This window comes from Paenibacillus sp. FSL R5-0912 (assembly GCF_000758605.1).
Taxonomy (GTDB): Bacteria; Bacillota; Bacilli; order Paenibacillales; family Paenibacillaceae; genus Paenibacillus_AQ.
Genome location: NZ_CP009282.1, coordinates 1,927,638 through 1,949,602, shown reverse-complemented (window position 1 = coordinate 1,949,602; position 21,965 = coordinate 1,927,638). Strand labels below are relative to the sequence as shown.

Genomic DNA, 21,965 nt, shown 5'->3' with positions numbered 1-21,965 from the left:
CTCCTGTTTTACATCATGGGATTAGAGTTTTTCCGTTTTTCAGGAATCACCTTATCATACGAAACCCCTGATTTCAAAAGCCTTTTGCTATAAAATCAGCTTCTAAACTAAAACAGTAAGATCCGTCAAATCAAAAAGGAAGATCCATCATTCCCGCTTGGCCGGCCAGCAGTTATGATAATTTCTGCAGGTGAAATCAGGCATTAGGAGGCGTACTATGAACCGGGAAAAGGTGTATGATATTGTCATTTACGGCGGAACGGCAGCAGGGATTACAGCTGCGGTCCAAGCCGCCAAAATGGGCAAAACCGTGGTGGTGATCGAGCAGGGACAGCGCATTGGGGGCCTTACCAGCGGAGGTCTGGGCGATACGGATGTGGGGATGAAGCAGGCGGTTGGCGGCCTGTCCCTGGAGTTCTACCGGCGGGTGGGCCGGAAATATAACGAAGACGGGGCACGCTGGCTGTTCGAACCCAAAGTGGCGCTCGAAGTCCTGCAGGACCTGGTGGCCGAACACCCTGTTGAAGTCGTCTGCGGAGACAGGCTTGAGCTTCAGGACGGAGTGACCAGACAAGGCGCCAGCATCACCTCTATCCGCATGGAGTCCGGGAACACCTATAACGGCAGGATATTCATTGACGCTACGTATGAAGGAGATCTGATGGGCAAAGCCGGCGTATCCTATATGGTTGGCCGGGAGCCGAATTCAGCGTACGGCGAGACATTAAACGGCATTCAGCCCGGCGATGAGCTGAATGAGCTGCCTGCGGGAATCGACCCTTATGTCCTTAAAGGAGTCCCTACAAGCGGCTTGCTGCCCCGGGTCAATGCTTCCCGCGGCGGCTGTGTCGGTGACGGCGACAACAAGCTTCAGGCGTATAACTTCCGCATGTGCCTGACAGACAATCCGGATAACCGCCTGGAGATCGGCAAGCCTGAGGGGTATAACGAGGCCGATTATGAGATTCTGTTCCGGGCCATCGAGCAGGGACAGCGCTCCCGATTCTTTAAATTAAACCGGGTTACTGCAGAGAAGACGGATTCCAATAACAACAGCGGCATTTCTACGGATTACAACGGAATGAACCATAGCTATGCAGAGGCTGATTATTCTGCAAGAGAACAAATTTGGGAGGCCCACCGTATCTATCAGCAAGGCTATGTCTGGACACTGCAGAATCATCCGCGAGTACCGGAGGAGATCCGGGCGGTCTACAAGCCGTGGGGGCTGCCGCTTGATGAATTCACGGACAGCGGCCACTGGACGCCCCAGTTATATATCAGGGAATCCCGCAGAATGATCGGCGATTATGTGGTTACAGAGCATGATGTCAGACTGGACAACCCGGTGACGGATTCCATCGGAATGGGCTCCTTCGCCATGGACTCGCACCACACCCAATACTATGTGAACGAAGACGGCCATGTAAGTACAGAGGGCGGATTCTATGTTAGATTGGCTGCACCTTACCCGATTAGCTACCGTGCGGTTGTGCCGAAACGGACGGAGTGCACCAATCTGATCGTACCGGTATGTGTATCTGCTACCCATGCCGCCTACGGCTCAATCCGGATGGAACCGGTATTCATGATCCTGGGGCAGTCAGCTGCAGCCGCTGCTGCACTGGCGCTCGACGGGGACGGGATTGTTCAGAATGTACAGGTGGAGAAGCTGCATTCCATCCTGCTTCAAGAAAATCAGGTTTTGTATGCAGACGTCTAATCTGCGCATCCATCCGTCTTGATCCGGAAACCGAATTTGCGCCGGTATTCTCCCGGAGAATGTTCAAAGTGTCCGCGGAACATCCGGCAGAAGTGGGCATAGCTCTGGAAGCCCGTTTTGTCGGCAATCTGTTCAAGCGTCAGATCACTGTACAGCACCTGCTGCTGCGCAAGCTTCAGTCTGACGCTGATACAGTAGGCGAACATGGATTGGCCAAAAGAAGCCTTGAACAGATAGGAGCAGCGGGACACACTTAACCCGGCGGAGGCCGATATCCGCTCCAGGCTAAGCGGTTCATGGGCATGGTTGTCTATGAATAGCTTAAGCATGTACGCGGTATCCGCTCCCTTGGTGCGCGGATTGATCCCAATCACATGCTCCAGGGTCAGGCAAAACGTTCTCAGAAGATAGTCCATGATCTCGTCCAGGTTCTGCATCATTTTTTTCTTCTCGCTGATAATATGCTTCCATAGCGTAAGCACCGTATCGTCAAACCCGATATTCGTTTTTACGGGCAGGCTTGTGTTGGCCCACCACGCGTCCAGCCATTCCCCCTTGCCGGCCAGGAAATAGTCCGAAGCAGGCTGAGTCTCACCCGATGCCGGTACGCTTCGGGGCTGAACGCTTAGTGCGTAGGGCTGATCGGGAGGATAAATGAGCAGGTCGCCGGGGATGATGGTCTCGTAATTCCCGGCCACCAGCGCCCGGCAGGTACCTTCTGCCTGAAACCGGAACAGATAGTAGGTCAGCCCCTCTTCGTACTTCACGGAGTGGGGCTTCGTGTGTGCGAAATAGTTAGCATATATGATGCCGGAACGATGCGGATCTGGCTTCATCATCGGTAAGGTTTCTCCTCCGGCCGGTCAGGATGATAGCCCGCCCTGAATTCTGAAGGTGTCTGCCCGGTGATTTTCTTGAACATTTCGCTGAAATACCGCCGCTCCTCGTAACCCGCTGCAAGGGCGACCTCCTGCACAGGCATCCCCTCTATTAGCAGCGCTTTGGCCTTCTGGATCTTCTCCGTTGTCACATACTGTGTGACCGTCATACCGGTCACCTTCTTGAACAGGCTGGAGTAGTAGCTCGCGCTGAGATGGACATGAGCGGCGCAATCCCCTACCGTTATATCCTCAGAGAGATGGCTCTGGATATAATCTAGTGAGGCATAGATGACCTTCTGCCCCTCGGACAGGCTGTTCTTGCGCACCAGTGCGGCCCCTTCCACGCATAACTCCAGCAACTGCCGCTGCAGAGAGGCCAGCGGCAGTCCGGCTGTTCCCTGAACGGCCCTGAACCTCTGGATCAGGGGCTGAATATCCGCATACGGAATCAGCTCATAGAAGCTCCGGATCGCCGAGGCAGCCAGCTCATCGTACAAGCTGAGCAGATAATCCGGATTCTGCCGGGAGATTAGACTCTGGAGGCCCGTCGATATATCCTCCAGAATGGCCGCTGCCTTGCCGGCATTGCCGGAGCGCAGCGCCAGCAGCAGCTCATCCTTGTATTCCAGGGACAGCGGCTCCTGGCTGCCGGCCGGAAGAATATCGTCATAGCGGATGGCTGCATTGCCTTCCGTGAACAGATGATAGGCCAGCGCCCGGTTGGCCTGCAGATAGGAGTCGGGCAGCTCACTCGTCTCCTCCACTCTGCCTCCGACCCCGACCGAAACGGTGAACTTGGTATAGCGCTCAATATTCCGGCAGCAGCGTTCGGCGATCTCCACTGCACTGACCGCGCTGCAGTCATTCATAACCGCCAGATAGCGGTTATGTCTGGCGCGGAAGACTACGCACCGCACATGCTCGGCAATCGTCTCCTGCGTGATATTGAGCAGCGAGAAGCGGATCAGTTCCACCTCGCGGATGGACAGCTCGGCTGCCCGCTCCTGAAAGCGATCGATCTCAAGCAGCATGACCACAAACCCCTGCGGGTTCAGATCGATATTCAGGAATTCCCAGCGGGCTGCCGCCTGCTCCCAGGCTGTACGGTGGCTGACCAGCAGGGCGAAATATTCCTGCCGCAGCACCGGCAGACTCTCCCGCAGCATATTTTCCATCTCCCGCAGGGTAAGCAGCTTCGACCTTTCTTCCATAATCTCCGCCTTCGCCCGCAGCACCGCCTTCATAATATCCTCTTCGGTAAACGGCTTGACGACAAAGTCAAAAGCGCCAAGCTGGACAGCCTGCTGCGCATATTCAAAATCGGCATATCCGCTGATCAGAATCACCTTACAGTCCCGGTGGCGCTCCAGCACGGCCCGCAGCATGGAGAGTCCATCCATTCTCGGCATCCGTATATCCGTAATGACAAGATCCGGGCGGAGCTCCGAGATCATGTCCAGGCCATCCTCCCCGTTGGCTGCCGTACCCGCCACCCGGATACCCTGCTCCGCCCAATTCATGCAGGTGAGTCCTGCGACTACGCTTTTGATATCGTCTATAATGCATAAGCTGATCACACCATTATCGTCCATCCTGATGCTCCTCTCTCTTCGGTAAAGATATGATGACCGCCGTTCCCCTGCCTGGCCCGCTGTCCACCCGGAACACCGCACTGTCCCCGTAGTACAGCTGCAGTCTGCGGATCAGATTGGAAACGGCATACCCCTTATCCGATTCCCGCCAGAACAGCGCACGGACCTGATCCTCCTCCATGCCGCTTCCATTGTCGCGGACCGTAAGACACCAGCGTTCTCCCTCGTCCAGTATTTCTATACCGATTACGCCTCCGCTCTCCAGATCGCGGAAGCCATGCAGAATACTGTTCTCCACCAGCGGCTGAAGCAGAATGCGCGGAATAGGGAGTGTATTCAGCGCTTCATCCTCTACGTGGATTTCATAACGGAACAACCCCTCATAGCAGCTGCACTGCAGCTCCAGATACTGGCGGACATGCTCCAGCTCCTTGGACAGCGTGGTGATTTCCTGCCCCTTATTCAGCCCCAGCTGAAACAGCCGGGACAGCGACACTACCATTCGCTGCGACTGCTCCACCTGCTTCAGATTCAGCTTCCAGTAGATCGTATTCAGCGTGTTGTACAGAAAGTGGGGGTCCATCTGCGCCGACAGCGCCTTGATCTCCGCCGAGCGTTTATTCGTCTCAGCCTCGGTAACTTCACCGATAAGCACTACGATCTGCTCCAGCATCCGGTTGAACCGGATACCGACCTGAGCCAGCTCGTCCCCGCTGCTGCTCTCGAACCGGGCGGTCAGATCGTTGCTTTCCACCTTTTTCATCACCTTCATCAGCCCCTGCAGCGGCCCCAGCAGATAACGGGTAAAAGCGCCGGATACCATCATTGTGACCGTAAAGGCGGCGAGGGCCACCACCACAAGCATCCATTTTACATAGATCATATCCTTCAGCACGCTGGCTTTGGACTGGATCGTGGTCATCGTCCAATCTGCGATGCCCAGATGGGCATAGTTCAGCAGATAGGATTCACCGCCCAGCTTAAACGTATTGCTGAGATCCCGGCTGCTGCTGATCCTACCGGTCAGATGACTGCCCTCCACCGCCTGCCGGACCAGCGGGTCCTTCACAGAATACACAGGCTCACCTGCCGCGTTCAGCAGGAAGCTGCGCGCCCCGCCGCCGGTGCCTCCGCTTACCAGCTTTCGGAAGCCGTCTTCGCGGATATTGACTACGATATATACACCGCTGACCGGAGTATCGAATATGGGCTCCAGAATCAGTGAGATCACCCGGTCCTTACCGGAGAACAGCATGTCCTCATGGCCCTCGATCCACAGGTTCCTCTTCTCCTGTTCAATGCGCTCATATAGAAACGTATCCTTGAACTCCGTCAGCCGGTTACGGTTCATCGACGACGGGTAGAACTCCCCGATCGGCGTGGACACATAGATGGACTGAATCAGCGGCTCGGCAATCCGCGCCTGCGAGAAAACGTTATCAAGATCATTCAGGTGGGTATAATATCTGCCTGTGTCCCCGGAGACAACATCTCTCATCATATCGTGAAAAGGCTGGCTGATCATAAAGGTCATCATAATCAGTGTCAGCTTGTTCAGCTTCTCATCGATGATCTGTGCCGATTTGACGACGGTATCCTGGGTGAGCTTCAGCGCATTCTTCTCCATGATTGCCGCCGAGATGGAATAGGACAGTCCTCCGGTCATCAGCACAGAGAGGAGAATCACGGCCAGGAATGCAGTCTTTAATTTACTGCGGAACGATTGCTTCCGGAAATAGTCCATGTTCTTCACGCCTTCCTCTGTACATGCCTACTCTTCGATTATGTCACCCGGACCAGGGGCCAGGCAATAAGCGGCTTAAGATACAGTGAACTCACCGTATGCGGAGGATGGATTTACCGTATGTACAAGGGGAGGGCACCAATTCATACGCCCCAACATAATTCGAGGGGATTTCCTCTGCTACAACCCGAGTTGGCGCCGTAATGGATGAGGCCTTCATGGCTGAAGCCCTAATGGATGAAGCGGACTTGCAGTTAGCACTTCTCGCACGCTCTATGCGAGTGCTTGGCGGAGCTTATCATAGTCCATCCATCTGGACCATCAGCTAATCAAACGGACTGAAAATCCGCTATTTGCCCAAATCTGGCAGATTTGCTGGCTAAGCGGACTCAGATTCCGTAAATGGGTCCGCCGCAGCCCATTTCACGCCCAAATGAACAAAATAGCTGATTCTCAGTCCGCTTAACCCTCATAAAAAGGGTTTTTCGGGAAATAAGAGCTTTTCAGTCCGCTTCACTCTGCTGACGGTACGCTCACCTGCTCCAGCACTTAGCAACCAACAACCAGCAACCAGCAACCAACAACCAGCAACCAGCAACCAGCAACCAGCAACAGCTTATTTCGCCAGCCTTTGCTCGGCAAAGAAAAAAATCACCCGGAAGGCAAATCAAGCTGGAGCTTATGGAGCTTATGGAGTTAATGGAGCCTGTGCAGCTTAAGTAGATCAAGCCACTTACGCCACTCCAGACAGACTACTTCCGGGCAGCCGCCTGTGAAATCAAGCGCACTAATGCCCCTCATTCCCGCCTGGCGCCCGCATTCGGCGGATTCAGAAGGATTTATCCCTTTGACTGGCAGATCCGCTCCACATCCCAATGAAACTTATCCGCAACAGACAAAACTCATGATTCCCTAAAGTAAACCTAACCAAAAAGCCCGCTTGAATTCCGGTAACATCCCGGCTTCAAACAGGCTCTAGTGCTGCGGTATTTGTATACTTTGCTGCAAATACTTTTGCTTTAACTGTTACTTTCACTTTAATTTACTGTTACTTGTACTCTTGCTATTGCTATTGCTGTTGTTACTCTTATTCCGTTGTCACTGTAGGTGCTGTAATCCGAATTTGTCTTAGAGGAGCTGAGACCGGGCTGGCTTACCCTTGCAGAATCCCGCTCTACCCCACAATTCTCAGCCACTCTGCAGCGATCAGATTGTACTGGCCGCTGTTGGATGCACACCATCCCAGACCCATTATTACGCATCTATTCTTGCTACGGTTCCCTCAAAAACAGCCTGAAGCGGTACATGCACAGCCTGGAACTCCTCCGCAAGGCTGCGGACAACCTCCTAACAATGAGTCAGGAGCTTCAGCCATTCCGGCCAGTTCTGTGCAGGAGCGCCCAACTTCAGGAGAAACGGCTCGCGTCAATTATATGAGGAGAATGCGCAATTAGGATTCCGGCTTGCTGTGCTTCAGCAAAGCCAATATGTTATTGAGCAGATGCACCTTGCGGATGGGCTTGATAATGATGGAGGCGAACTGCGATTTGGTCTCCTCGTCCAGATTCGTCCCCAGGGGAGCAAGCAAAATCACGGGCAGCTCCCTGCCCGGAGCAAGCTGGCGCATTTGCTTGGCAAGCTCTGTAGCTTCTGTCCCTGCAATATCCTTGTCCATAAGGATCAGATCATAATCGTTGTTAGCTGCCAGAAGATCCATCGCCTGCTTGGCGGTCTGGGCAGAATTAACTACCACACTCCAGTCCTCAAGTACCGAAGAGATGACATGCAGACTGGTCTGATTATCATCAACAACCAGCATCTTAATGGAGGCAAGCACATCTTTCTCGAAAGGAATCGAGGGCAGGCTTGTATATTTTTCGAGATACAGAGTGACCTCCAGCTTCGTCCCTGTCCCCTCACGGCTTTCAACGGAGATCTCTCCCCCCATCAGCTCCACCAGCTGTCTGCAGATTGCCAGTCCCAGTCCGGTACCTCCGTAATGATGAAGCTCGCTGCTCTGGTGAACCTGGGTATATTTGTTGAACAGCAGCTTCAGCTTGTCTTCCGCTATACCTATTCCAGAATCCTGCACCGTGATCCTTATTCCTATTTCTTCTCGGAGTACAGGCAATGATTTCAACTCGATGAGGATTTCCCCGGCGTGGGTGAACTTCAGGGCATTGCTTACTATATTCATGATGATCTGGCGTATCTTGGGGGCATCACCCAGAACATACAGGGGAATTTCCGAATCCACATTCAGAATCACTTCCAGATTTTTCTCAAAAGCCTTGGTGGAGAACAAATAGACGCTCTCCTCCAGTGCGGTGATAATATCAAACGGTTCCTTTTCAATGACCAGCTTGCCCGCTTCCATTTTGCTGAAATCCAGAACATCATTCAGAAATTGCAGTAGCTTGGCATTGCTCGATTCAATGATCTCCATGTAAAACTGCTGCTGCTCGTCCATTTCAGTCGTCATCATCAGATCGGTCATGCCGATAATGCCGTTCATCGGGGTGCGGATTTCATGACTGAGCATGGCAAACAGATTCAGCTTGGATTGGCTCTGCTGTTCTATGAATTCAACTTTCCGTTCCAAATTCATAATATAGGTGAAAAAATAGGCCATTGCGCTTAATATATCCAGGTCTTCCTTCGTATGCAGGCCGGCTGCAGGGTCCATCAGACAGATCGTACCCACAGACTCCCCTTGCGCCGTGATCAGAGGAACGCCAATGAACGAGTGTATGCCCCGTGTATGTATAAATTCAAGAGCAGTGGACCCCGGATGATTATGCGTGTCAGCGACCATTGTCGGCTTATTGTCATTAAGAATAACCAGACTGCGAATAGGATCAAGAAGGGCGAAATTGTCCTCCTCCTTCATGATAGGCGCTTCCCGGTTGAAGGTCCGCAGCAGGGGAACCAAGCCTAAACCGTGAATCGTAATCATAATCGTATTTGACGTAAAAATCTGGCTTAGCAGTTCAATCATCCGGTCTGCAGCATCCTCTAAATTGCAAATGACCGGACTCCGGGTATTCATCTTCTCCATCATCTTTCTAGAACTCCATTCCAAAATCCATATTTAACTATTTAAACTTATTTTTAATTTCCACAATGTATGAACTTTGCCCATTATTCCTATTTGTCACCATTCACCTTGTAATGCCCGATTGTCCAGCAGAGCCGGCATGATAAGCCATTTGGATAATTAGCAAGGAAACTCTCTATGTTCTTGCACTTTAATTAAGGGTATATTTTACGATCAACTGGACAGGTCCTCATCATAACAGAAAAAACACAGAGACAACCTAAAAAAGTGCACAAAAAAACTATGAAAGGAATGGAAAGAAGATGAAATACAGAAAACTGGGCAATACAGGACTTAAAGTCAGTGAAATCGGCCTGGGCAGCTGGCTTACTTATGGCACGGCGGCGGAACAGAAGGCGGCGGATGCCTGCGTTGCCAAAGCCTTTGAATGCGGTATCAGTTTCTTTGATACAGCTATTGCCTATAACCGCGGTGAAGGTGAACAAGCAGTCTGCGCCGCCCCGGGTACGGACTATATTGATGTGTATTTCTGCCACCGGTTCGATAACGAACCCCCGTGGAAGCAACGCTCCGCGCACTCGACGATCTGACCGCACAGGGTAAAATCCTCTATTCGGCTGTCAGCGGATGGACCGCTGCCCAAATCTCTAATGCAGCCGGCATCAGCGGCACGGCATAGCCCGCCCTGCAATTCCCATTTGCAGCAAATACCTGCACGTTAAAGCACCGCCCGGAAATGGACGGTGCTTTACTATAGTTGCAAGCCTATAGCGGATAATATTCCTCTTACAATTTACCTGCCGGCGCGATGTGTCTGCGGGCATGGGCAGTCTGTACTTTATTGATCAGCTTCTTATAGTCCTCTTGCTGCGCAGCCGAAGCCTGCGGCCGATATTGCTCAAACAATCGCACACAGCGGATCACACAGGTCTCGCTGCCCAGTTCCGCCGAAGCCTCCAGGCTTTTGAATACGTAGCGGAATCCTTGCTCCTGTTCCCCGGCACGCAGGTAATATCCCGCCAGTTCATAGAGCAATTCCGCGTAATTATCCGGCAGTTCCGCTCCCGGCTTGTCATACCCCGGGGGAGACCACTCCTGCTCCACCTGCGGCAGGAACCGCCCGATCAGCTCATCCACATTCCAGTGAAACCGGTTGGCTGCCTGAACGGCCTTCAGCATTCCGGGGAGCAGGCCGGTGCCGCCCGTGCCGATATACTCCACATAGTTATGAAGCACTTCCAAATCTCCGCACATTAAACGGAACAGATAAGTGTTGACTATTGCCTGACTGCTGAAATACTCTTTTATTTGCCGGACTTCCTCTGAATCTTCCACAATCCAGTCCATTTCTGCATATAAGGTTACATAATGCAAAGCACGCTCATATTCACCGCGCCCGTCACATACCACGGACTGCAGCCAGTATGCGTATAAAATATAGAAGCATAGCGGCTTCGGAGGTTCCTTCAGCTCTTTCTGCTTTCTGACTTTGTGATGCTTAATCTCATATTGAATCGCTGTCTTACGGTACAGCTCTTCGGCCAGCAGCCATACCTTATCCCAGTACTGTAATGACAGATAGACATCGGCCAGCTGCTGCAAAGCGCCTAATTGATCGCTCTCATCCAGCCGCTCCACGAAATATTCGAACCGCGTGGCTGCCCGGAAGTCCGCCTCCCGGTCCTGGCCGACCCTAATGGTGAACAGCCGGTACTGACATAAGGCCAGCCGTTCCGAATGCTGGTACTTCTCACTGTCGGCAACCCCTTCATAGAGCAGAGCCGCCGCCTGATAGTTGCCTTGTCCGTAGAATTGCTCCGCTGTATCAAACAGCACAGGAGCATATGTAATATTGTCCATTATAATAAGGACGACCTGCCGGATACACTCCAGTTTGTTCAGCTCCGCGCAGCGGTGGAGGAACGGGCCCAGACGCCGCCAGTCGGGTGTGGAATGAATGACACATTCATCTATATAGAGTTCGTAGAACGCCCCTTCAGCCAGCCCCATTCCGGAGGTAATCCGGTCCAGCTGCTGCATGGCAATGGGACGGTTGCCGTTAATAATACTGCTCAGTGTTCCGGAGTTAACGCCGGATACCCCTGCGAATTGATTAATCGTCATTCCTTCATTTCTTAGGAAAGCGGCCAGCTCCGCTTGAATTGTAGTCTTATGATGCAAACCAATACCGCCCCTCAAAAAACCATATATTCGAATATTAATCCAGATATTCCTATATAATAAGTCCCCCAATTATACAGGTCAATCCGGTTTGAACGGTTCAAAATAGGTTGACAAAGACGGAATAAATGTTATATATCCCCATTTTATCTACGAAATCAGTTTAGACTCTTCTGCCTGCGCGGCCGCTTTGCGGATGAAGCCCTGCAGCGGCTTTTGCAGCGTAAGTCCCAGCAGCAGCGCAAGCACGCCGAACAAGACCAGCAGCAGCGCATCACGGATCGCTACCTCCGGCAGCAGACCGCCTACAGCTTCACGCAGCAGGCTGATCGCATAAGTAAAGGGCATAAACGGATTCAGTACCTGAAAAAAGTGTCCGGTGGTACTAATAGGAAAGGTTCCGCCGGAGCTGGAGAACTGCAGCACCATAAATACGATGGCAATCCCTTTGCCGATACTGCCGAACACCGAGACCAGCGTGAAGACTATCGTCACGAATACCACGCTGATCAGTACGGCAAACAGGACAAACCAGACCGGGTCAGCAACATAACAGCCTAGCAGAAAGATATTACCCAGAACCGCCACCAGCGCCTGAAGAATCCCGACTGTAAGGAAAGTCAGCAGGCGTCCGAAATAGAGCTGATACCCAAGGTAGCGGATTCCGCCGGTATCCACAGCTGTACGCAGCAGCGAGATCAGCAGGGTACCGCCTACCCATAGGGACAGCACGACATAAAAAGGCGTCATCGCCGATCCATAGTTGGGAATCGGATATAACGTCTGCTGCTTCAGTACAACCGGATTCGCCAGGAAATCACTCTGGCTCTGGATATCCCCGCCCAGCAGCTGGGCAATCTCCTCCAGATCGACCTCTTCTTTGATATCGCGGAGCGTCGCTGCCGCCTTGCGGACGCCTGCCACCAGCGCAGGCAAATCGCTGCGCACCAGCTCCGCCGCACGTTCCACTCCCTGGTCTGCCCGCGGCAATCCGGCAGTAATGAAATCCGCTGCCTTGCGGAACTTCACCTCCGCCGCAGGCAGTCCGGTTCTGGCAAATTCGGCCGCTTCGTGAATCTGCGCCCCGGCCCCCGGCAGTCCTTCCTTAATACGCGGAAGTACGTTAGTGACCAGATTGCTGAATGCCGCCATCTTCTCTGTCATACCCCCCGTTGCGTTATGCACCTCTTCGCGGATGGCTGGCAAATCCTGCCGCAGGGCAGCCAGGCCGGATTGTCCATACTGGATGGCGGTCCCCGCTTCCTCCAGTATCGTGTCCAGCGCAGCCAGCCGCTGCGGAATATGCTGCAGCGCTGCCGCGGCATTCCCCGCATCCGCAGTCAGCTGCTGCAGCACCTGCTCCGCTGCGGGCAGAATTCCCGCGTTGTACCGCGGGATAACCCCCTCCAGGGCAGCTCCCGCCTGCCCTGCCACCAGGCTGAGCTGATCCAGCTCAGCCTCCGTGGGCTGCGCGCCTGCCTGCGCAGCCTGTGCCAGTGCCGCCGCCTGCGCAGCTGCGGCGGCATAGGGCTTCCGCGCCGCTTCGACGGCGCGGAGATCACTTGCGCCCGCGGTCCCGGGCGCAAGTGTGTTCAGGGCGCCCAGCAGCTGCGCTGTGTGGGCGAGCCCCTCGCTTGCCGCGGCCAGCCGGGCCGAGGCAAGCTGCAGCTGCCGCGCAGCAGAGCGCTGCGCGGGTTCCTGCTGCACCGCACTCTGGTGCAGCGCTTCACTTGGCTGCGCGGCGTCTTGCCGCAGCGCTTCACTTGGCTGCGCGGCATCTTGCCGCAGCGCTTCACTTGGCTGCGCGGCATCTTGCCGCAGCGCTTCACTTGGCTGCGCGGCGTCTTGCCGCAGCGCTTCACTTGACCGCGCGGCGTCTTGCCGCAGCGCTTCACTTGACCGCGCGGCGTCTTGCCGCAGCTGCGCGGTCAACTGCACGGCCGCTTCCCCGGCCTGCTGCAGCAGATACAAGTTCTGCTGCACAACCCCGGGGACAGCCGCAAAGGCTGTGCCGTTCCCGGCCAGGAACTGCTGCAGCGCAAGCCCGAAGCTGCTGCCGGCAGCGGTGATCCGGTCAGCCTGCGGCAGAACCTTGGCCGCAGTGTCCACTGCGGCTGCGGCCTCTTCCAACCGGACCTCCGCCCGGTCCAGCACACCGTCCACCTTGCTGAAGTTCGAATCCAGCTCGGATACCAGCAGGGCAGCACGTTCAATCCGGGGCAGCTTCTCCTGCAGCTCCTCCAGATGTCCGGCGGCAGCCGTAATCTGCGGCCAATATTCGTCGATCTGCTCCACGGCTTTTCCCGCCTGCTCTACCTCGGGGAGCCTGGAGGCCAGTCCGGCAATCCGCTCCGCAGACGAGGAGATTTCCGGCCAATCCTCCTGCAGCTTCAGTACCAGCCTGCCGGCTCGCTCAATCTCCGGCAGCTCCGCCTCCAGCTTGAACAGCCCGGCCTCCACTCTGCGGATCGCGGGCAGCTCGGACTGGAATTCCTCATCTACCCCGCGCAGGGCGGTCAGAACCGTACTGCTGATCGTTTCCGTGAAGTGCTCGGTGATCTGCGTAGTGATTGTGGAAGCACCCTTTGCGGTAATTTTTGGAGCAATCGCATTAATTTTTTCATTAACGGTATATTCAATCTCCGGCTTCTCCAGCTTACCTTCAAGAATTCCGGTCATCCGCTCAGAGAAGTCTGCCGGAATCACAATGCTCGCATAGTAATCCCCCCGCCGCACCCCGTCCACTGCAGCCTCCGCATCTGCAAACCTCCAGCCGAGTGACTTATTGCTCCGCAGGCTTTCCAGTACCTCCGCACCGATATTGAAGCTTGTACCCTGCACGGCCGCACCTTCATCCAGACTGGCTACGGCGATTTTGATCCCGGAGGTGTTGCTGTACGGGTCCCATACGGCCGCCACATTCACCCAGTCATAGACTGAAGGCAGCACAACAAGCGCTGTAATCAGCAGCATGGCCACAGGTATCTTGAACAGCCTCAGCCAATCTCTCTTGTATATTTGCCAGATCTCCTTCAACCCCAGTCACCTCTCAGCCGATAGTTGGATAACTTAATATGCCCCGGATGAAGGCTTTATACGACGGTGACTGGCAACGGGAGGTTGCTGGAGGTAAGCAACCCAATAATTGGAGTGGCTCTGGCAGGGAGATTTGAAAATTTATTTGCAACATTTCTTGAAAATCAACGTTATTAGGGTATGAACACGTTTGAGAACTATACTGAAGGGTAATTAGGTATATAGACTTACACCGTGTCATATTACGCCAAGGGGGAAATTCCACAATGTTAAAAAACAAAAATGTCTATCTGTTTCCTGTATTGGTCCTGTTGTTCCTCTCCCTCGTGACTACGGCCAGCACGACCATGAAGACCGCAGAAGCCCAGAGCAGCGATCATATCCAGCACTTGACGGTTTACATACACGCACTCGAAACCAATAAGGGTCAAACCACCCTTACCGGGGACGAAATTACATGGTACGAAGGTGCGGCAGCCGATGCTATCTTCGCTGAACGTGAGCCTGAAGCCGCAGCCGAAATCGGCGGTATACCCGACGGTTACTATATCGTGAATGACAGCGATTCGCTGACTTCCTACCCGGTAGCCCCTAATGCCAAAGTAACTATGCAGATCTACGACCACACTGGTAATATTGAGGAACTGGACATTAACTGGAACGAGGCGCTCAGCCTGAAGCAGTTCACTCAGGAATTTGCCAAAACTGATGTTTTCGATCTAAGCCAATCTCCTTACCACATCACCATCCAGAACGGGCAGATCGTCTCCATCGTGCAGCAATACACACCTTAAGTGGTACGTTAGTCTGATAACCTATTCTGTCATCTCCCAAGCCACAGTCTGTTGTTAACAACAGCTGTGGCTTTTTTGCGCCTACAGTACTTCCCTGTCTGTGGGTATCATGTTATGACGGGCGGCTGTAGTGCTCAAGAACATCAAGAACATCAAGAACATGAAGCAGAGCAGCTGTTCAGGCTGTGGAGATTTTTTTGTGCACAATGAACTTTTAGAACCTCTGCGGACTCTTATCTATGAAAGAGGTGAGAACATGAATGTAAGCCGTCTGGTCAGACAGGCACAGCGGGGCAATAAAGAAGCATTACTAGAACTAATCCTGGCCGAACAGGACGCTTATTACCGGCTTGCCTACAGTTATATGGGAAATGAGCATGATGCAATGGATGTCATGGAAGACATGATTGTTACGCTTTACGAGAAGCTGGGGCAGTTGAACAATAGGGAGGCCTTCTACAGCTGGAGCAAAACGATACTCGTGAACCGCTGCAAGACCGTCCTCCGCAAGCAGGAGCGTTATCTTCCTCTGGACGACGAAGACGACCGGGAGCCTTCACTTGCCGCATGGACCGCAGATAACCCCTACCGCTATACGGAGTCTGAGCTGGACATGTCGGCGTTGCTTGCTCACCTGAATCCGCGGCAACGGGAAGCGATTGAACTCCGCTATGTTCATGATCTTCCCTATCAGACAATTGCCGAGATGACCGATTCACCGGTGGGTACAATCAAGTCAAGAATCTCGCAGGGCATACAGAAACTAAAAGCCATGATCGGAGGTGACCGTTATGAGAACGATCGAGGAGAGATTACAGGAGCATCAGCAGATCATGACCCCATCAGAACTTGAGGGCAGACTTCGAACAGCGCTTGAGCGCGTTCCTGTGAAGACAAGAACCCGGATTAGAGTGAAAACCTGGGTTGCCTCAGCAGTTGCAGCCTTTATTCTGACGGTTGGCATCTATCAATATCCTGCATTTGCATATTACGGCGGGAAGCTGTTTAGTAAAAGCGAGCTGGATACCATGGCCTTCGCTGAATTGGCGGACCACGGATACGGTCAAAGCGTCCATAAAAGCAAAACGTTAGATGACGGAACGGTTATTACCATTAACGGGGTGATTGCGGACGACAACGCCCTGACGATGTATTACAGCATTGATCCGGCTTCAGGTAGTATATATACCGGCGACTTCCCTGCCGGCAACTATTCTCTCCGTTACGGAGTAGATAAACTGGAAGGGTTCCTGACGGATTCAGATCCTCTGGGGGGGAGCGGCGGAGGCAGCAAAGACGGTACCCGTTACGAGGGAGTATACAAATTCGAGCCGGCCAGCCCTTTCTCCAGAACATTGACCGTTACTTTCAGCGAGCGGCTGGAGAATGGGACAGTGGCACACTATCCTGTCTCCTTCAAATTTGAAGCGAACAAAGCCATGAAAAGCCTGCTTACAGCGGATATTTCCCAAGCTGTTCCGGTGGATCAGGGAACGGTCCACTATGACTCTATTACAGCTTCTCCAACTTCAACCCTTGTGAAGGGGCATTATGAACTGGAAGATGGGGAAACTCCGAGATTTTCGGCTGTAACCAAGCTCTATGTGAATGGGATTGAAGTGAATTACTGGTCCATGCGGTCGGCACGTTCCGGCAAAACAGGACTTACGGAATTTGAAATCGAATACGATGTACTCCCGACAGACAAGCTGCAAACTGTTGAACTGGTACTCGATAATTTCACCGGATATGAGCAAATAGAGCAGCCTGTCTCCCTGGCTGCGCCCTCTGACCGCTCCATCCTGCTTGGCGAGGAGAAGCTCTGGATTCGAAGCGTCACCCGGACTGGTTACGGCTATGATATCGTGATCGCCGGGAAGCAGTTCACCTTCCTTGACACGGAGACTTTAGCTGTCCAAGCCGGAGGAACCACAGTTCCCGTCACTTCTATATCCCAGTCCCGTCCATGGGACTTGAAGAACGGCAACATCCTGTGGGAGCGGACGTATTCGTTCAATACGGAGGAGGCGCCGCAGTTCCTGCTGCTGGACGGATTCCACTATATTAAGACTTATGACGAGACCATAACGGTGCCTACAGATGGCAAGAAACACTAGAAATACACTATTGTCTTCGAAGTGCCGCGGTGCTAATTTCAATCCACAATTCGCGGCACAGAGCTTCACATAAGCATAAATGTTGTACATTTTACAACTTGGCCCCCTATATATCTGGCTGTTCGGGAGGAATGTTGTACGAAAGAGTCAATTTCATAATTCAGTTTGCTGAATAGTTAGACTCGGCCCCAAATCTGAGGTCATTTTTTAGAAAATTAGGCTACTTGCTGGGATTTGCTCAACTGTTTGTTCAACTTGTCCAATGCAAACTTACTAAGATTGTAAGCTAGTGTACTGAGCTGGAAATCGACACTTGCCCGTACGCCGCGGTGACGTGTGCGTTTCATGCCAAAATACTCTTTGAGATAGGCAAAAACACGTTCCACTGCCGTACGCTTTTTGTACAGCTCTGTAAAGCTTTCGCTCCCTCTTGCGGGATAGGTATGCTTACGCAAATCCGTTTGGATGCGGATTTTAAACACCTTTTGGCATCCGGAACCCAGTAGTGGGCAGCCTTTGCACTCGCTCGGCTGGGTATACTTCAGCGTTTCGTACTTGGCATCAAAACTGTCGTAGCGGTAGGCATGTCCTTGGGAGCATACCGGCGTGTAGTCCACGTTCATTCCCTCGGGCGGATCTTTGCGGTGAATCATGGGAATCGCCGGATAGGCACCTAACGAATGAATCAACTGGTAGATAGACGCGCAGTCGTACCCTTTGTCGCCCAAGATATGCTTTACCTTCAGTGTGGGAAACTTCAGGGGCAGGCCTTTGAGAAGAATAACGGCCATGCGCTGGTCATTCGGATTCGCCGAACTAAAGAGGCCGCTCAAGATATACTGGCAGTCCGTATCGACGAGCAGATTCGCCTTGAAACCGTAGTAGCTCGTCATTCGACCCTTCGTATTTTTCTTGTCACAACGCGCGGCATGCCGGGGCAGCGCGGCCAGCAGTTCGTCATACGTGTAAGGTAACATCGCTTCAATGGTTTTCTGAAACGGTCCGAGACTTTGGTCATATGCTTCCTGTTCCTGACGCCGGCGTTCCCTTGCCGCATTCGTTGGACGTCCACGCTTGTCGTAGACGGGTTTCTTCGGTGGTTCGTTCACAGCCGCCTCAGGCTCAGGCTCGGGAAGTTTGAACTGAAGTTGCTGGGCTCCTGGAGCCTCATTTGGCTTTTGCCCTCGGCGAGCCGCACGGCGCTTGGCGGCCGATTCGCTAAATTGGCAATCCCAAGCCTCGACCATGGAGGAATCCACGGCAATATGTGTGCCGGTTACAAAGCCTTCTTCTAGGGCAGAGGTCACCAAGGTATCCTGCAGTTTTTCAAGCATCCCCGTGTGCTCCAGCGCATGAATCAAACGGGAATACGAAGATTCGCTCGGGATATTATCGGAGCCGGTAAATCGGCACTGCGCCCGAAACTCTTCGCTATGGGTAAGACGCCAGACCAGGGAAGAAACAAACTCGATGTTCTCCATTTTAGCGATGAGCAAGGAATAGATCATGGCAGGTACATTCAGTTGTTCGGGCCGGCCCCGGTTGTTCTTTTTCCGAAGAACGTGCAGAACCTTGGCGAGATCTAAGTGTTCAAAGATTTGGCTGTATTTATCTTCCGGGCGCATCAGGAACAATTCCTTGAAGGAAAACAGTTCTTCTTGTCGAATGGAATAGATAGGGATTACCTCTTTTCGTTCTCGGGTGTTGGTTTGGTCGCCTATATCTTCGAGAACTTGGGGAGGTACTCCTTTTTTTATGCCTAAAAAAAACAGTCCCAGCAAGGGTTTGGAATTATGAAATTGACTCCGAAATACAAGAATTATCCGGCTAAACCGCCTGGGGGAGGAGAAATGTTGTATTTCCTACAACAATCTTGGATTAGGACCGATATCCTGAGGAAAATGTTGTATTTTGTGCAGGATATCGCATGAACTCAATAAAACCACTCGGAACTCCCACACAAACGGTGGGGTAATCAAGAATATCTTAAGATTAGCTTCTCTCACCGATAGTTGTATTCCGTACACTTAAAAGACGGCCAGCAAGCAAATTCGGCCACTTAATTGTATTCTGTACAACTAAAAGTAGCGAAAAGTGCTCCTTTGCGGCACAAAGGTCAATATAATTGCAGAGAATACAACTATAATACTTACCGCGCAATAACTGGTGACTTTAGTTGTACCAAATACAGTTATAACCCATCAGATAAAAGCAAGACGCAAAATATCCCGCTCCCCTATCAGGGTTGCGGGATGTTTGTGTCTATATAAGCTGAACTTAAGTTCACTCTATATAGCAGAACCTTTCTGCATCCGCAGGCCTGTCATCTGCCATTGCGGCTCCGGGTCACGGGAACCGGTCCGTTACTTCCCGCCGTCCTTCACCGGTACGCCGAAATCCGGCGTGCCGTCTTCATTCCAATGCAGGCGCTGGGCCCGGGTATGGCGGTTCGGATCGTAGAGCGGATCTCCGGTAATCTCCTTATAGTTGCGGGCATGGTAGATTAACACATCCTCACCGTTCTCATCGACCGTGAAGCTGTTGTGCCCCGGGCCGTATTGCCCGTTCTCCTCACTCGTCTTGAAGACCGGTTCAGGATGTTTGGTCCAGGAGGCGGCATCCAGCAGATCGCTGTCCTCATCGGCGGTGAGCAGTCCCATGCAGTAATTATAGTCGGTCGCGCTGGCCGAGAAGCTTATGAAGATCTTGCCGTTACGCTTCAGAACAGCTGCGCCTTCATTCACCCGGAAGCCAATAATCTCCCACGGATACTCCGGCGTGGCGATCATGGTCTGCGGACCTGTTAACGTCCAGCCGTTAGCCATGGCCGAGATATACAGGTTAGAATTCCCTTCGATAGCGGGGTTCTTTTGCGCCCATACATAGTATCGAACTCCCATGTGTTCGAATGAAGTGCCATCCAGAGCAAAGGATTCCCAGGCAGTCTTCATCTGGCCTTTCTCCACCCATTCCCCTTCCAACGGGTTCGCCGAAGCATTCTCCAGCACGAACATACGGTGGTCGAACAGCCCTTCCTTTGTTTCCGTGGTCCGGGCAGCCGCGAAATAAATGTACCATTTGTCATCAATATAGTGGATTTCGGGAGCCCAGATATTGGCGCTGAGCGGGCCGTTCTCCTCTTTGCGCCAGGCTACTACTGGCAGCGCCTCTCTAAGTCCTTCTATGGTTGCAGCTCTGCGCACTTCGATCCGGTCATATTCCGGCACGGAAGCCGTGAAATAGTAATAGCCGTCTGTATGCTTGTATATCCAGGGGTCAGCACGCTGCTCTACAATCGGATTACTGTATTCTCTATTTGTGCTCATCATGGTTTCTCCTTTGGTCTTGAGCTTTTTGTCTCAGGGTCAGGACAACAACCGACGCCGGCGGGAGCTGGCACTGCAGCACTCCATCCATACACCGGGCGCCTTCGAAGGGTACCGGAGCTACCGCCTCCGGCAGCTCGAAGGTGTTATGGGCATTCAGATCGCTGTGCGTCAGAATCTTCCCGCTTACAGAACCAGTGACACCGGGGAGCTCAATAGCAAGACTGGCATTATCCGCATGGCTCATATTGCAGAGGGAAATGTGGATGACCCCCGCCTCATCCCGGGAAGCCGATACGCTAAGCTGCGGAATCGAGTCTCCGCCGCAGGTATATTCCGGACTGGTGAAATCGACTGCAAGCAGCTCATTATCCTGATGAACTTTGTACATTTCAAATACATGATAGGTAGGGGTCAGCAGGATTTGCTCACCTTCCGTAAGGATCAGCGCCTGCAATACATTGACCATCTGTGCCAGATTGGCCATATGCACACGGCTGCTGTGATTCTGGAAGATGTTCAGATGTATTCCGGCCACGAGCGCATCTCTGAGCGTGTTCTGCTGATACAGGAATCCGGGATTGGTGCCCGGCTCGGTGAGGAACCAGGTCCCCCATTCATCTATAATCAATCCTACCCGCTTCCCGGGATCATATTGGTCCATAATCGCCGAATGCCGGGTAATGAGCTCATCCATATGGAGTGATTTCTTCATCGTTTCGAACCATTCATCCGTATCGAATCCAAGCGCATAACGCTTCTCTTCCCAGCTTCCCGGAATTGTATACGAATGCAGGCTGAGCCCGTCCATGAACCGTCCGGCTTCGCGCATCAGCACTTCCGTCCAGTTGTAATCATCCACATTGGCGCCTCCGGCAATTCTGTAGAGCTTGTTGTCACCGTAATTGCGCGCATAGGTCTGATAACGGCGGTACAGGTCGGCATAATATTCCGGCCGCATATTGCCCCCGCAGCCCCAATTCTCATTGCCGACTCCGAAATACTTCAGCTGCCAAGGTTGCCCCCGGCCATTCTCCTTGCGCCAGTTAGCCATCGGAGATTCACCGTCAGAGGTCATATACTCGACCCATTCCGACATTTCCTGAACGGTACCGCTGCCCACGTTGCCGCAGATATACGGCTCGCATTCCAGCAGCTCGCACAGGCGGAAGAATTCATGGGTGCCGAAGTGATTGTTCTCAACCACACCGCCCCAGTGAGTGTTAATCATCCGTTTACGGGTTTCAGGCAGGCCGATGCCGTCTTTCCAGTGATATTCGTCGGCGAAGCAGCCGCCCGGCCAGCGGAGAACGGGAATATCCAGTTTTTTCAATGCGGCAACCACATCATTGCGTATACCATCCGTGTTCGGAATCGGCGAATCCTTACCTACCCATAGACCTTCATAGATACATCTGCCGAGATGCTCGGCGAAATGCCCGTACAGATGGCGGCTGATCCTGATTGCCCCTTGACCTGTGCTTACCTTCACATTAGTCATCGTTCTCTTCTC

At 52.8% G+C, this 21,965-nt stretch carries 13 protein-coding genes and 1 pseudogene; 5 read left to right on the top strand and 9 right to left on the bottom strand.

Annotated elements, in window-relative coordinates; genetic code table 11:
• The first annotated feature begins 217 nt into the window (after window positions 1–217).
• A complete protein-coding gene (locus R50912_RS08260; protein ID WP_042233890.1) occupies window positions 218–1,723 on the top strand; it encodes an FAD-dependent oxidoreductase in 1,506 nt (501 codons plus the stop codon).
• Here R50912_RS08260 and R50912_RS08255 read toward each other — a convergent pair.
• The 4 genes from R50912_RS08255 to R50912_RS08240 form a co-directional block, all read right to left on the bottom strand.
• Window positions 1,720–2,562, bottom strand: coding sequence for an AraC family transcriptional regulator (locus R50912_RS08255; protein ID WP_042233888.1), 843 nt, complete (start codon window positions 2,560–2,562; stop codon window positions 1,720–1,722). The two genes, R50912_RS08260 and R50912_RS08255, sit on opposite strands and share 4 nt — an antisense overlap.
• Window positions 2,559–4,196 carry a response regulator gene (locus R50912_RS08250; RefSeq protein WP_042233886.1) on the bottom strand — a complete coding sequence of 546 codons (1,638 nt, stop codon included), beginning with the start codon at window positions 4,194–4,196 and terminating at the stop codon, window positions 2,559–2,561. The genes R50912_RS08255 and R50912_RS08250 overlap by 4 nt, the downstream gene beginning before the upstream one ends.
• Window positions 4,186–5,940: a cache domain-containing sensor histidine kinase gene (locus tag R50912_RS08245; RefSeq protein ID WP_042233885.1), complete on the bottom strand. Its 1,755-nt coding sequence runs from the start codon at window positions 5,938–5,940 to the stop codon at window positions 4,186–4,188. Before R50912_RS08245 ends, R50912_RS08250 begins: the two co-directional genes overlap by 11 nt.
• 1,450 nt (window positions 5,941–7,390) lie before the next feature.
• Entirely contained in the window at window positions 7,391–9,001 is a 1,611-nt protein-coding gene (locus R50912_RS08240; RefSeq protein ID WP_042233883.1) for a GAF domain-containing hybrid sensor histidine kinase/response regulator, read from the bottom strand.
• A 299-nt stretch (window positions 9,002–9,300) separates the two neighbouring features.
• On the opposite strand from R50912_RS08240, the pseudogene R50912_RS08235 reads away from it, so the two are divergent.
• Window positions 9,301–9,662: pseudogene (locus R50912_RS08235) on the top strand (aldo/keto reductase); the annotation flags it as partial.
• A 122-nt stretch (window positions 9,663–9,784) separates the two neighbouring features.
• On the opposite strand, the gene R50912_RS08230 reads toward R50912_RS08235, so the two are convergent.
• Window positions 9,785–11,179 carry a helix-turn-helix domain-containing protein gene (locus tag R50912_RS08230; protein ID WP_231637802.1) on the bottom strand — a complete coding sequence of 465 codons (1,395 nt, stop codon included), beginning with the start codon at window positions 11,177–11,179 and terminating at the stop codon, window positions 9,785–9,787.
• Between the two features lie 150 nt (window positions 11,180–11,329).
• A complete protein-coding gene (locus tag R50912_RS08225) occupies window positions 11,330–14,215 on the bottom strand; it encodes a YhgE/Pip domain-containing protein (protein WP_042233881.1) in 2,886 nt (961 codons plus the stop codon).
• A 266-nt stretch (window positions 14,216–14,481) separates the two neighbouring features.
• On the opposite strand from R50912_RS08225, the gene R50912_RS08220 reads away from it, so the two are divergent.
• From R50912_RS08220 to R50912_RS08210, 3 genes are all read left to right on the top strand, one after another.
• Entirely contained in the window at window positions 14,482–15,009 is a 528-nt protein-coding gene (locus R50912_RS08220) for a hypothetical protein (RefSeq protein WP_042233879.1), read from the top strand.
• A 256-nt stretch (window positions 15,010–15,265) separates the two neighbouring features.
• Window positions 15,266–15,862 (top strand): RNA polymerase sigma factor, encoded by a 597-nt coding sequence (locus tag R50912_RS08215; RefSeq protein WP_042241875.1) that lies wholly within the window; start codon window positions 15,266–15,268, stop codon window positions 15,860–15,862.
• A complete protein-coding gene (locus R50912_RS08210; RefSeq protein ID WP_042233876.1) occupies window positions 15,801–17,126 on the top strand; it encodes a DUF4179 domain-containing protein in 1,326 nt (441 codons plus the stop codon). The genes R50912_RS08215 and R50912_RS08210 overlap by 62 nt, the downstream gene beginning before the upstream one ends.
• 215 nt (window positions 17,127–17,341) lie before the next feature.
• Here R50912_RS08210 and R50912_RS08205 read toward each other — a convergent pair whose 3' ends face one another.
• From R50912_RS08205 to R50912_RS08195, 3 genes are all read right to left on the bottom strand, one after another.
• A complete protein-coding gene (locus tag R50912_RS08205) occupies window positions 17,342–18,907 on the bottom strand; it encodes a transposase (RefSeq protein WP_052416099.1) in 1,566 nt (521 codons plus the stop codon).
• Between the two features lie 582 nt (window positions 18,908–19,489).
• A complete protein-coding gene (locus R50912_RS08200; RefSeq protein WP_042233873.1) occupies window positions 19,490–20,452 on the bottom strand; it encodes a glycoside hydrolase family 43 protein in 963 nt (320 codons plus the stop codon).
• Window positions 20,439–21,953, bottom strand: coding sequence for an alpha-N-arabinofuranosidase (locus tag R50912_RS08195; protein ID WP_156123459.1), 1,515 nt, complete (start codon window positions 21,951–21,953; stop codon window positions 20,439–20,441). Before R50912_RS08195 ends, R50912_RS08200 begins: the two co-directional genes overlap by 14 nt.
• Window positions 21,954–21,965 lie beyond the last annotated feature (12 nt).